At 39.5% G+C, this 12,712-nt stretch carries 10 protein-coding genes; 3 read left to right on the top strand and 7 right to left on the bottom strand.

Going from position 1 to position 12,712, the window contains the following annotated elements; all coding sequences use genetic code 11:
• Positions 1 to 24: 24 nt before the first annotated feature.
• Positions 25 to 1,650 carry a methyl-accepting chemotaxis protein gene (locus tag PSPO_RS14840; protein ID WP_010558379.1) on the bottom strand — a complete coding sequence of 542 codons (1,626 nt, stop codon included), beginning with the start codon at positions 1,648 to 1,650 and terminating at the stop codon, positions 25 to 27.
• A gap of 451 nt (positions 1,651 to 2,101) precedes the next feature.
• On the opposite strand from PSPO_RS14840, the gene PSPO_RS14845 reads away from it, so the two are divergent.
• The gene (locus tag PSPO_RS14845) at positions 2,102 to 5,533 is read left to right on the top strand and encodes a PAS domain-containing hybrid sensor histidine kinase/response regulator (RefSeq protein ID WP_010558378.1); all 3,432 of its coding nucleotides are present in this window, start codon (positions 2,102 to 2,104) and stop codon (positions 5,531 to 5,533) included.
• Positions 5,534 to 5,845: 312 nt separating this feature from the next.
• Here PSPO_RS14845 and PSPO_RS14850 read toward each other — a convergent pair whose 3' ends face one another.
• Positions 5,846 to 6,217, bottom strand: coding sequence for a DoxX family protein (locus tag PSPO_RS14850; protein ID WP_010558377.1), 372 nt, complete (start codon positions 6,215 to 6,217; stop codon positions 5,846 to 5,848).
• A gap of 110 nt (positions 6,218 to 6,327) precedes the next feature.
• On the opposite strand from PSPO_RS14850, the gene PSPO_RS14855 reads away from it, so the two are divergent.
• A complete protein-coding gene (locus PSPO_RS14855; protein ID WP_010558376.1) occupies positions 6,328 to 7,206 on the top strand; it encodes a LysR family transcriptional regulator in 879 nt (292 codons plus the stop codon).
• Positions 7,207 to 7,391: 185 nt separating this feature from the next.
• The gene (locus tag PSPO_RS14860; RefSeq protein ID WP_010558375.1) at positions 7,392 to 8,633 is read left to right on the top strand and encodes an EAL and HDOD domain-containing protein; all 1,242 of its coding nucleotides are present in this window, start codon (positions 7,392 to 7,394) and stop codon (positions 8,631 to 8,633) included.
• Between the two features lie 310 nt (positions 8,634 to 8,943).
• Here PSPO_RS14860 and PSPO_RS14865 read toward each other — a convergent pair whose 3' ends face one another.
• The 5 genes from PSPO_RS14865 to PSPO_RS14885 form a co-directional block, all read right to left on the bottom strand.
• Positions 8,944 to 9,471 carry a DinB family protein gene (locus PSPO_RS14865; RefSeq protein ID WP_010558374.1) on the bottom strand — a complete coding sequence of 176 codons (528 nt, stop codon included), beginning with the start codon at positions 9,469 to 9,471 and terminating at the stop codon, positions 8,944 to 8,946.
• Positions 9,472 to 9,575: 104 nt separating this feature from the next.
• Positions 9,576 to 10,046 (bottom strand): hypothetical protein, encoded by a 471-nt coding sequence (locus tag PSPO_RS14870; RefSeq protein WP_040642095.1) that lies wholly within the window; start codon positions 10,044 to 10,046, stop codon positions 9,576 to 9,578.
• Between the two features lie 94 nt (positions 10,047 to 10,140).
• A complete protein-coding gene (locus PSPO_RS14875; protein ID WP_010558372.1) occupies positions 10,141 to 10,506 on the bottom strand; it encodes a hypothetical protein in 366 nt (121 codons plus the stop codon).
• Positions 10,507 to 10,801: 295 nt separating this feature from the next.
• On the bottom strand, positions 10,802 to 11,683 hold the full coding sequence (locus PSPO_RS14880; protein ID WP_010558371.1) for an NAD-dependent epimerase/dehydratase family protein: 882 nt from the start codon (positions 11,681 to 11,683) through the stop codon (positions 10,802 to 10,804).
• A gap of 44 nt (positions 11,684 to 11,727) precedes the next feature.
• On the bottom strand, positions 11,728 to 12,669 hold the full coding sequence (locus PSPO_RS14885) for a DMT family transporter (RefSeq protein WP_010558370.1): 942 nt from the start codon (positions 12,667 to 12,669) through the stop codon (positions 11,728 to 11,730).
• Positions 12,670 to 12,712 lie beyond the last annotated feature (43 nt).

Raw genomic sequence — 12,712 nt, forward strand, 5'->3', positions numbered from 1 at the left:
TTGTTGGGTATTGAAAGCTACTCGTTAAACTTTAAAGATACTAATATCGTTATTAAGCTTGCCCGATAACTCCGACAGCGTACGACCAGTTTGCGCCATATCAGATGCACTAATTGTAACGCTGCGAATACTATCGCTAAACTCGTTAATATTTTGCGAAATTTCAGCGGCAACCGTCGTTTGTTCTTCAGTTGAGGTGGAAACTACGATATTCATATCGGCAATTTCGGTAATTGCTTCGGCAATAGATTGAATTGAACTGGCTGATGCTGCGGCAATTTCAACACTGTGGCTCGCTTTACCTGAGGCATCCTCCATGCTCGAAACTGCGCGTTGAGATGCATCTTGTAAGGCGATGATCATAGAGCTAATTTGCTCTGTGGCTTTTTGCGTATTGTGAGCAAGCTGGCGTACTTCGTCGGCAACCACAGCAAAACCACGGCCTGATTCACCTGCGCGTGCTGCTTCAATTGCCGCATTAAGTGCAAGCAGGTTAGTTTGCTCTGCTACATTTTGAATAATTTGCACCACTGAGTTGATTTCATTGCTTTTTTCACTTAGTAAATCAATGTCTTCTTTGGTGTGACGGATCACTTCGTTTAACTGATTAATTGAATCAATGTTCTCTTGAACTTTTGCTAATCCGTGTTTAGCGGTGTCGTCAGATTCGTTGGCTTTATGTGATGTAGTTACTGCATTGGACGCAACCTCGCCAATAGCTGCGCTCATTTCGGTAATAGCGGTGGCAATCATGGTGGTTTGGTGTTCTTGTTGCTCTGTGGTTGCCGCTACTTGGCTACTACTACGCGACATTTGCTCTGATTCGTTACTAAGGGTTTTAACCGCGTTTAGTAGCTCTTCAATTAGTGATTTAAAATGGTTAAGCATGGTATTAATGCTTACCGCGGTACGAGAAAATTCATCATTGCCGTATTCTGAAACGCGTAACGTTAAGTCGGTATTATTGGCAATATTCGCCATGGTAGAACCAATCGCTCTTAACGGGGTGATAATAGATTTATAAATAACTAGCGCCATTACTATGGTGGCGATAAGCAGTAAAACACAAGCAATGATAAAACTCAGTTGCGTAGATTCGTAGTTTTCTGTTGCATCATCGGTAAATTGCTGCGATGTGTTTAACTGTAAATCGATAAGGTCATTTAAACTGGTACTAAAAGGGTCAAACACATCGTACATTTCTTTTACGAACATTTCTGGAGAACTGGCGAGAGGCTGCTCCATTGCTATTTGATTTTGGTACCAATTTACTTTTTGTTTTACTTTGCTAAATAGGGATTCGCTTACACCAATAAGTCTTTTTTCTTCGCTGGTAAGTTCGGTATTTAAGTAAGCCTGCCAGTTCTGATTAGCAACGTTTTCAGCGCTTTCAATGGCTGCAAGTAATTGGCTTTTAGAAAGTAACTTTGCGTTGTATTTATGCAGATTATCAACAATGCTTACGGCGTAATTGTCAGACACCACTTTTATTTGTTTTAAGGGGACGACACGATCGTTGTTGATACTTTGAATTCCCATCACCAGTGACTTAGTCATCATCAGCGATATGATAGCAAGGCCAATAAAAGCAACAATGGGGACGGTTATTAGAATGGTAAGTCTAGTTTTCACACTTACGGTATTGAGCATAGTAATTACCTTTTAGGCTTATTAAATTAACCTGAGCGAGTCAGGTTAACGGCTTTAATATATACCCTTCGACCTTACTGTTTTGCTGATATGGTCCTCCCTATCCAATGTAAAAAACAAAACAAGCCATAAACCAGTTTTAATTATGGTTTATTGTTGAGAAAAGTACATTTTTGAATTCACTAAAAATTCATTTTAAATTTATTTTATTTCATCTTGATTAAGGAATGTCGATAAATCAAAGGGTTATTGATTCTGATCAAATTATGCTCGTACTTATTTCTGGGTTCGGTATTTTAGTTTTTACAATGAAGGATGTGTTGTTTGAAATGTAAACGATTTGATTTTTGCAGCACAATTAATGAATGTACTGATAGTACTAAAGTTATACGAGCTAATTGCTGTAATATGACTTAGTCTAGAGTTACGCACATAAATAAAAACGAAAATAATGCTTACAATTTGGTCAGTTAGTGCAATTGCATTTGTTTATTTAGCACTGTTATTTGCGATTGCTTATGTTAGTGAAAAATATAAGTTCCAGTCATTTAAGTCCATGGTTTATGGGCTAACATTAGCGGTTTATTGTACCTCTTGGTCGTTTTATGGCACCACAGCGCAAGCAGCGAATAATGGCTGGTGGCTTGCGCCCACTTACGTGGGGAGTTTGCTTTTATTTATTTTTGGCTGGCAAGTTTATTTAAAGATAAGCGAAATTTGCCAGACACATAAAATCACTTCTATTTCCGATTTTATTGCTACCCGCTATGGGCAATCTAGTTCACTGGCGAGCTTAATTACCACTATTTCAGTGTTTGCCATTATTCCTTATATTTCGCTGCAGCTAAGCGCCATCAGTCAAAGTACCCAATTAATTGCCGGTAGCGCTGAAACGCAGTCAATTTGGCACGATGGAACGTTTTATATAACGCTAGTTTTAGCGATTTTTGCGATGTTATTTGGTGCTAATAAACTGCGCCCAAATGCGCATAACTTAGGCTTGATGAATTCAATTGCATTTGAATCATTAGTTAAGTTGTTCGCGTTTTTAGCAATTGGTTTGTATGTATGTTTTGAGTTATTTGAAAGCCCAACAGCGCTGTTGCATAGCGCTAAATCTGCGGGGTTACAACAACAAGTTGCTGATCATGGCAGCGCCAATTATGTGTACATTAGCCATATGATTTTAGGCGTACTGGCAATGCTGTGTTTACCACGTCAATTCCACGTTAGTTTTGTTGAGCGCGACGATAAAACTGACATTAAAAAAGCACGCTGGATATTTCCTATATATTTGCTTTTACTAAATATTTGTACGCTGCCAATTGGATATGCTGGGCTATTGCTACTCGAGCCACAAAGTGTTGCGTCAGATACTTTTGTACTAGCGTTACCGCTTGCATTTGAAAATCAAACTTTGGCAATGGTGGCCTATTTAGGTGGCTTTTCAGCCGCAATTAGCATGGTGATTTTAGCGGCCATTGTGCTTTCAGTGATGATAACAAACGACATTATTAACCCATTACTGTTAACTAAAAATAAAGAGAAAAGCGCCGCAGTAGGGCTTTCACCCACAGGGATTTTACGTGCGCGAAAAGCGGTTATTTTGGGTGTGCTTATTGCCAGCTATTTTTGCCACAAGTTGCTCAGTGGCACCAATAGTTTGGCAAATGTGGGGCTTATGTCGTTTACGTTGGTTGCTCAATTTGCCCCTGCGTTATTGCTGGGGTTAGTATGGCGTGGGGCGTCGCGTAAGGCCGCAAAATATGCCATTTTAACGGGCTTTGCTGTGTGGGTTTATGCTTTATTTTTACCCTCAGTCGCTACCAGTTTAAATTGGCAAAGTGCGTGGTTAGTAGCAGGTCCATTGGGATTACAGTTCCTAGCACCAGCTGACCTTTTAGGACTCGGTCTTGATAGCATTTCGCAAACTTTGTTGTTATCACTCACCTTTAACACGGTCGTGTTTGTTTATATTTCACTTAAACGCGGCGCAGAAGTGGCAGAGCAGCTGCAAGCTGAAAAGTTTGTATTTTCAGTAGAGCAACAACACGCCAACAATACCAAACATCAGCTAAGTGTTGATGAATTGAGCCGTTTATTACTGCGCTTTGTTGATGGCGCGACCGGCAAGCAAATTATTCAGCAGTATTTTCCATTAGCGATAACAGGCTGGCAAAAACCCGCTAGCATGGAGTTAGAATCTTTGGTTGCCCGAGAAATGGCTGCGGTGATTGGCGGCTCGTCAGCAAATTTGGTGCTCACGGCTGCGAAGAATAAACACGGGCAATTAAGCGAAGTGGCAACCATCGTCGATGAAGCTAGCCAAGTACTTAAATTTAATCGCGATTTACTGCAATCGACGATTGAAAACGTTAACCAAGGCATTAGCGTGGTAGATGGCGATTTAAACTTAGTGGCGTGGAATAGCGTATATCAAACCATGTTCAATTACCCTGATAACGCCCTTTATATTGGTCGCCCCATTGCCGATATTATTCGCTTTAATGCCGAACGCGGTTTATTTAAGGCTAGCGACATCGAAAGCGAAATAGCTAAACGTTTGGCGTTTTTAAAAACTGGCAGTGCCTATAAATACCAGCGTGCTCACCAAAATGGGCGGGTGTTTGAAATGCAAGGCAATCCGCTGCCAAGCGGTGGCTTTGTAACAACCTTTAGCGATGTTACTGAGTTTGTGAATACCCAAGATGCGCTGAAAGAAGCCAATACTAACCTTGAGCAAAAGGTTAATGAGCGCACCCATGAATTAATGCAGGCCAATTTAGAGTTAGCGCAAGCGACCGAGAGTAAAACCCGTTTTTTTGCCGCTGCGAGCCATGATTTATTACAGCCTTTTAATGCCGCCAGCTTATTTTGCTCGGTAATGGAAGAAAAGTCGCAAGGCTCAGAATATGCAGAGCTTGCGAGTAATATTAAAAACTCCCTTACTTCGGCTGAAGACTTACTAAGTAGCATTTTAGAGCTAACCAAACTTGAATCGGGTAGTTTAAAAATTGAAAAAAGTGAATTCTCGATTGCCAAGCTGATCACGCCACTTAGCGCTGAATTTTCCGCCCTAGCGTATGAAAAAGGCCTAATCTTTACATCGCAATTTGATGACGTGACTGTTAGCTCTGACCGTACTTTACTGCGCCGTGTGGCGCAGAATTTGTTAAGCAATGCGGTGCGCTATACCCAATCGGGCGAGGTATCACTTAGCGCTGAAAAAGTGGGAAAACAACTCGTGTTATCAGTAAAAGACACGGGCCCCGGTATTGCAGCTGAGGATCAAACTCTGATATTCCAAGAATTTAAACAACTTGATGGACATGATAAAGCGCAAGGGCTTGGCCTTGGTTTAGCCATTACAAAGCGTATTTCCGATGCGCTCAATCTAGACCTAACTTTACGGTCAAATATAGGTAGCGGCGCGCAGTTTTCTATTTCTTTGCCGCTTGTTGTAGAAAATAAAAATCGACAAGAGTTTACTCCAACACCTGTAAATACTGAGCAAACAGCGAGTTTTGTTGGCTTAACAGTTTGGCTAATTGATAACGATGAAACAGTGTTACAAGCCCTAGCCAAGCGTTTACAAACGTGGGGCTGTAATGTGCAAACGGCAACCAATAAAGCTCAGTTAACCGCGCTTAAAGAGAAAAATGTATTACCTATGCTAATAATTGCAGATTATCACCTAGATGATGGGGTGACAGGGGTGGAATTACTCGACGAATGCGGTTTAGACCATTTGCCTTGTATTATAAATACCGCGGAACATGACGAGTCGGTGCGCGAATTGATAAGCGATGCGGGATATCCGCTTCTTTATAAACCGGTAAAAGCGCCGGCGTTAAAGCGCTTAATTAAAAAGTTATGTGCCTAACGGAAGCGTTACGCAACCACTTAAGTTTAATCTATATGATAATTTGTATTCCGGTTGCTAAAGAAGGAAATAACTGCACGCTACCAAGTTAATGAAGTTGCGTTTTGTGAAAAAGTCACAACTCGGTATATACCAGTAATATCCTCTTTTGAAGTCTTTAGATACAAAGTCAAACTAACTCTTCGACTTTTAACATAACTTTTTGGTCGGGATTAAGCTGTGTTGCATCGCTTTGCTCAAATGTTTAGGTAGTCTAAAGCGATTGATGAGACAATTTATGTAACCTCACCAGAGTGCTTATTATTTGGCGTGTTAAAGTAAATTAACGATCAAACCATAATGTTTGATTAATATCATGCCAGATAAAACGAGTGTGATTAGCGCGGGTACTGCATCTTTAAACGTGTCATATCGAAAGTGAAAAAAAAGCGCGCCAATAGATGTAAACGCAATCCCTAATGCGCCTAACACCATGAGTAAATCTAGCTTTAATATTAGAGATGCAACTAACAAAATAGCTGCAGCCATTTCAATCAATCCGACTAAATACATATGGGTACGCGTGAGCCCATACTTTTTAAAAAAGGCTAATTGAGTATTAAAGATAAACGGTTGCCAACCCAGCACTTTGATTGAGCTTGCAAATAGAAAAAATAGAAATAGCACGCAAGTAATTATAGTCATAATGTGACTCCTTAAAGTAATTGTTAGCGCTATTTAAGCATTCCTACTTTCACTCATAAATGCCTATATAATGATTTATAGTATTCCCAATTGGAATGTATGGGTGGAAGATGGATAAACTCGAATGTATTAATTTATTTTGCGTGGTGGCAAGACTTAATAGTTTCACAGCCGCAGCAAATGAGCTTAATGTGACGCAAAGTGCAGTGAGCAAAAAGATTGCGTGGTTAGAGCACAAATTGGGCTTTAATTTATTTGAAAGAAGTGCTCGCAAAATAAACTTAACGGATGCAGGAAAATCTTATTTAGCATTTTGTGTGCAATTAGTTGAGCAAATTAATGTCACCGAGCAAATGTTAAAGGGTGAGCAGGCAAAAGTTTCGGGAAGATTAAAAATATCCGTTCCGTCAGCGTTTGCAACGCACATGCTGTCTCAGCCTGTGTCAGATTTTTTAAACCAACACCCAAAGGTCCAGTTAGAAGTCTCTGTAAATGATCAGCAAGTGGACTTATATAAAGACGATGTTGATATTGCACTTAGAGCCGCGCACCTGCCAGATTCTGGGCTGAAAGCAAAAAAGTTATTGGATCATGAGCTATGTTACTTTGCTGCGCCTGATTACTTAGAACAAAATGGCTATCCTTCAACGCCCTCAGATTTGGCGTACTATCAATGTATTACTTACTCGCTTAGTCGACCATCGAATGTGTGGTTTATTAATCAGCAAAAGCATTCGGTTTTAGAGTTTATTAAAAGTGATAGCCCAGAATTTATTGTGCAAATGGCCCTGATGGGCTGTGGAATTGCGGGAATGCCTAAATGGATGGTACAAGATAAGTTGAATGAAGGTGCATTAGTAGAGTTATTTACTGATTGTGAAAAGGCTTCTCTCCCGATGTATGCAATATATAAAAATGCAGACTATATCCCGTTTAAAATCCGCGCTTTTGTGGATTACTTATCGCGTTATTTTACTGAACAGGTCTGAACCCTTTTGTGCAAGCTAAGTGAGGGGGCATTTAAGACACGGCTTTAATTCATCAACATGTTTTGTTTGCTCAAACGGCTTGGCTGGCGTAGTCTTAATGAAATTGTTGATAATTTAGTCAGAATCATAGTTGATACAATTTAAATCACTCTGTTAGAGCTTTCACTACTCAATTGGCTGTACTTATGACGAAACCTGTAACCCAGTTTATTGCACGACAAGCCATTCTTGATGCATCGAAGCAAATATTTGCTTATGAGTTGCTGTATCGAGATTCAGACAATAATGCTTTTCCTGTTGGTGTGACCGATGAGCAAGCAACGGGACGAATGTTTTTTAACTCACTGATTTTAGTTGGTAAAGATAAGTTAGTTGCTAACCATTGTGCATTTATAAACTTATCTGACACAACGTTATTACAAGAAATTCCGCGTTTACTAAAACCCGATAATTTGGTGCTTGAAATTGTTGAACGCTCGCAGAATATTGAAGAATTGCTGGCGATTGTAAAAACGCTCAGAAAACAAAATTACAAATTTGCGCTTGATGATTACGACAAAGATCCAAGATGGGAGCCTTTGTTACCTTATATGTCTTACGTTAAATTAGAGCTTGAGCACCCGATTTTAAAAACCACCACCTTAGCTAAGAAGCTAAAGCGTTTATACCCCAAACTTAAAATTGTTGTCGAACGAATAGAAACCTACGAAGACTTTAACTACTTACAACAAGCTGGCGTTGATTTGTTTCAAGGCTACTTTTTTGCCAAACCCGAAATGCTAACCCATGGCAATGTTGAACCATCAAAGCTGGTGGTATTTGATTTATTAAAATCGACCACTCGACCTAACCTCAATTTCAAAGAGATCGAAAGCAAGATTGCCAAAGACTTAAGTCTGACTGCGCGCGTGCTAAAACTGGTTAATGCCCATTCAGGCCTTGATAAGCAAGAAATGAAGTCAATTTCGCAGGCTGTGGTGTATTTGGGAGAAGATACCCTTAGGCAGTTTATACGAGTATTAGCACTCAGTGACTTGGGGGTTGATAAGCCTTCAGAGTTGACCAAATTTGGCCTAATGCGCGCCCAGTTTATGTCGCTATTTCTTGCACCGGGCGGTAAAGAGATGGCCGAGCAGGGGTACCTGATTGGTTTAATGTCTATTTTAGGCGCTGTATTAGATATGGATCTTAATACAGTTATTAGTGAGTTTTCATTGGATAGTAATTCAAGCGGGGCACTATTAAATTATGACGGTCTTCTCGGTGGTGCATTAAAAATCGCGATGGCGATTGAGGAAAATAATTGGCAAGCAGCCGAGTCCATTTTAGCTGAAGTAAGACCTGCAACACCCATTTCGAGCATTTTTGAATTGGCAGAGCAAAGCCGCACTTATGCAGATGATGTGTTTGCAGTTGTATCAGGGTAAGAAGGCTTAGAGTTCGCGCGTTAAAACGTTAAAGAATCGGTTTTAAACTGCTCAAGTGGAATAAAGGCCGCTTTTCCACCCCATTTAATTTTTGATATAGCATTTAGTCATATTGGTTGCTGCTTACTACAGCTGTTAAAAATTAGAAGTAAGCGAAACGCGGTTTCGTTGTAACTTTATCTGAGTTTAGCAGTGACCGATGGAACCAAGCCTTATGGATAAATTATTACTCAAGACTACTTTGTGCTAGTTACCTTAAGGCAGCTAAATGACAAATACTGGAGGTCGATTGCAGCGCCTTATTATGCCGTTATTCACTGGGTATAAGGGCCAATAGATCAGTTTCACCAACATCAATGCAAGATTGAAATAGCATTGTCGTTACTTGCCCTCTATGATGCGTTTGATGATTAAATAAGTGCTGGATAATAAAGCCAAGATTTTTTGTAAACTTATTGCCTTTGGTATTGATGTAGTCTAACTCGCTCAAGATTGATTCTTCCGAAATCTCATTAATGAAATTAATTATGGCTTCATCAATAACTTTTCTAGATTGAGCTAAAGACTCTAAATCTGGATGAACAATCTCACTCAAAGAAACCGGATCAGCAAATTCCTTCATCAGTTTAAGCGATTTAAAACTATCTGGATGATTAGATATGCGCTTAAGCCAAATAATGTCACCGACTAAAATATGATTAAGGGTACCAATAATTGAACTGAAATAGGCTCCCTTATCTTTCGATAGGTCTTCGGGATCTAGCTTATTGGCAGAATCATAGATTCTTTGATTGATCCACAAATTATAGTTGGCTAATAACTCAAAGTTTGATTTCACTAAATATACTCTCCAAGGGCATAAGGCCCGCATAACTAGCTGGCTAAAATTAGCGACGTAGGAGCACAAGCCAGCTGTTTTGCATCCTTTGGTTTAGGCACTTGTTAGAGTTTCTGAAACTCTTTTTTGAACTCTTTTTGAGAACCATGAAAAGGAACCTCTTCAACTCGGTGATTTATTGCTTCACCATTTCTGTCAAAATCTAAGAATATATATTGAATCATATGCATTTCAATTTCTTGGGCTTTACCATCGACATAAACTATACGTTTATGGCTTGAGCCCTCTACAAGAGAATCAGAGTGCATGAACATAACATTCAGATTGAAATGTTGGTGTTGAAACGAATAACTTGCATTAACCTTAATTAGTTTAATCTCGACATTCTTAAGCTCGGGAAACGTTGAGTTAATGTAATCACTTGCTTTCATGGCGAGTGTATGATGATTGATTTCAGCAACACCTTTCCATTTTATATTGTCTGATGCATTTGTAGCGAAAGAAGCAACTAATGTTAAATAGAAAATAAATATCCAGAAATTTTTCACAAATCTTCCTTGAAACTCTAACGCCATGATAAGCGGCGTTTTAATGTTGGCTAAAATTAGTGAGGGACGAACGCCTAGCCAACTTTAAGACGTCCTTTTGGTTTAGGCACTTGTTAGTTGCCTATTTAATCAAATTTAGATTGCCATCCACGAACCCAACAGCAAATGCTTTTGCTTGCTTTAGTTTACTTGCATTAACGTAATTTGATTTGAAATAACCACGAGCCATATTAACTATATTTTGCTCTGCAACTTCCCAAGAGCTGCCAAATAAATCGTTTGAAACCTCAATAGAACGAACTTTAGGAACCCAATCTTCGTTGCACGCCCAATCTTCATCTTCGGCATCGAATTCATTGGTGCCAACAATTTCAACAATAAATGGTGACTCATAAACGTTAATATTAAACGCAATTATGTGCGCTGGTATTTCAACACTGAGCTGGCTATCTAACCAGCTTGAAAAGTCCACCTCGTTTCGAATCATGTACCTAATTCTCCTAGGCAACTAACAGCTTATTAGTGCGCATTTCGATTTAAGGAAGTTATTCACAACCTAAATTTGGCAGACTAATAAGCAATTTTATTTAATATTATCAGTAGATTATCAGTAGTTTTTTGCCCTAGCAATTTATAATTGGGTTTAGATAATCGAGTCATCACTTAATCGCGTCAAAAAAATTTATATAAAGTGCCATGTTCATAAGCAAAAGTGGATGTTTGATTGGGTAATATGCTGTTTGAGGTTAGTTTGAACAATCATCAGTATTGTTCATTACTTCTTAGCGCTGTTTTAAAACGGGTAACACTTCAGCTATTTCACTATCTAACATATCCAGTACACTCGCGAAGCCATGCTTTGGCTGCCAACCTAACTTGGCTTGTGCTGCTGATGAGTCATATACGCGGTCTAAGCTTGTTGGTAAACGCCATCCTCTTTGCTCAAATGTTGCCGCTAATTCTGGGCACTTTTCTTTTATGACTTCACTTGCATGATTGTAAAGGTGTTCGCAGTCATTTTGATTAAATGGGGTAAACCCAGAAATTATGAAACGATTAAAGCCGTTTAATCGTTTATTTATGGCACATGCATGCGCACTTGTGACATCACGCACATCTATACCGCGAGTAAGGCGATAAATTGCCATTAAATCTGCAGGTTCGGGAAAACATCGAGACATTTGTAATACAGTAACTGGAAGATTGAAGAGCTTTGAAATTTCATTCAACTTGTTTTCTGCAAGTATTTTACTTCTATGATAGATAGACTTAGGTTGTGGCTCGACCTGCTCTGTAATCCAACTGGTTTCGCCTTCAGAAGATGAAGCATAGCCATAAAGCGCGGTTGTACTGGTAAAAACAAAGTGCTTAATGCCTGCTTTGATGCCAGCTAAGGCTAGCTTTTCGGTTGCATCGACATTGATGGTTAGAAACTCTTCATCAGACATTAACCCAACATGGGGTGCATGAAGTGCCGCGGTATGAACAATAACGTCCACACTTTCAAGTGCTTTAGAAATTAATTCGCCATCGCAAGTATCACCGATAAGGTCTACCGTTGAGCAAGGGGTTTTATCTAAACCTACTACATCATGATCTTTCATCAATTTGATATAAATAGCACGCCCAACTCTACCTGCAGAACCTGTTACCAATATTTTCATTTTGTGCCTTTTACTATGTGAATCGCGATGCAGCCATCCAAGTATTATGAGGTAAACTGATTATTATTGTCACTGAGCGAAGTGTTAATTTTTGGCAGATTAATGGACTGAATAACCAAGCAAAGTAAAACTAACAATGCGCCCATCCAACCCATTAGCTTAAAACTTTCCCCCAACAGCAAAACCGCCAATATTGTTGCTATTAAAGGCTCCAGCAACGTTATTAATGTCGCATTGCTTGTTTCAATAAATGTTAAGCCATATGCAAATAATAAATATCCTAGAAACATTGGGATAATTGCCATATAAAGTGAAACAGCGCTATTGGTGATGTTTAAAAATAAATTCTCACCTGTAAAAAATAGAGAAGGTAATAGCAGAATTGCCGCTCCCCCGAATAACCCTGACATGGCGGCTTTAGAGTCAATGCATTTCTCTATAAAGGATTTTGCGACCCACGAATAACACGCGTAAGTTAACCCAGCGATACAGCCTAAGACAATTCCTAATGAATTGAGAAATAAATTAGATGTGTCATCAAATGCGGGTTTTTTACCGTGAGTGAGCAAAATGACACCAATCACACCAAACGTAAAACTTACCCCCCATTTTCTTGAAATTGATTTTTGATTAAAAAGACGCTCAAGAAGGGCGGCAAACATGGGCGCAGTGGCTATTGACACAATAGTACCTATCGCAACGCCAGATAAGTGCATAGCGGAATAAAACGCCAGAGGATATATTGCAACTGATAAGGCGCCAGCAGCAAATAGTCCCTTTCGTTTGATAAGTTGTCGATAGTTTGCAAGTAGACTTCGAATGTTGGTTAGTACCATCAATACACCGCCCAAACCCATAGCGAATGCGCCAATGGCTAGGGGGCTTACATCATTTGAAAAGCTTGCAACAGTGCCGGTTGTACCCCAAAGAAAGCTAGCAATAACAATCGCTAAAGTACCTTTAATCATTTTTGACTCAACAAACATAACAACCTCTCAGATTAATATTTGAGGACTAAATAATATGTTT

Origin of the sequence: Pseudoalteromonas spongiae UST010723-006 (genome assembly GCF_000238255.3) — a bacterium.
Classification (GTDB): domain Bacteria; phylum Pseudomonadota; class Gammaproteobacteria; order Enterobacterales; family Alteromonadaceae; genus Pseudoalteromonas; species Pseudoalteromonas spongiae.

What these genes read in the sequence shown, in the direction of transcription:
- PSPO_RS14840 (WP_010558379.1), bottom strand. Translation starts at nt 1,650, where the DNA reads ATGCTCAATACCGTAAGTGTGAAAACTAGACTTACCATTCTAATAACC.
- PSPO_RS14845 (WP_010558378.1), top strand. Translation starts at nt 2,102, where the DNA reads ATGCTTACAATTTGGTCAGTTAGTGCAATTGCATTTGTTTATTTAGCA.
- PSPO_RS14850 (WP_010558377.1), bottom strand. Translation starts at nt 6,217, where the DNA reads ATGACTATAATTACTTGCGTGCTATTTCTATTTTTTCTATTTGCAAGC.
- PSPO_RS14855 (WP_010558376.1), top strand. Translation starts at nt 6,328, where the DNA reads ATGGATAAACTCGAATGTATTAATTTATTTTGCGTGGTGGCAAGACTT.
- PSPO_RS14860 (WP_010558375.1), top strand. Translation starts at nt 7,392, where the DNA reads ATGACGAAACCTGTAACCCAGTTTATTGCACGACAAGCCATTCTTGAT.
- PSPO_RS14870 (WP_040642095.1), bottom strand. Translation starts at nt 10,046, where the DNA reads ATGGCGTTAGAGTTTCAAGGAAGATTTGTGAAAAATTTCTGGATATTT.
- PSPO_RS14875 (WP_010558372.1), bottom strand. Translation starts at nt 10,506, where the DNA reads ATGATTCGAAACGAGGTGGACTTTTCAAGCTGGTTAGATAGCCAGCTC.
- PSPO_RS14880 (WP_010558371.1), bottom strand. Translation starts at nt 11,683, where the DNA reads ATGAAAATATTGGTAACAGGTTCTGCAGGTAGAGTTGGGCGTGCTATT.
- PSPO_RS14885 (WP_010558370.1), bottom strand. Translation starts at nt 12,669, where the DNA reads ATGTTTGTTGAGTCAAAAATGATTAAAGGTACTTTAGCGATTGTTATT.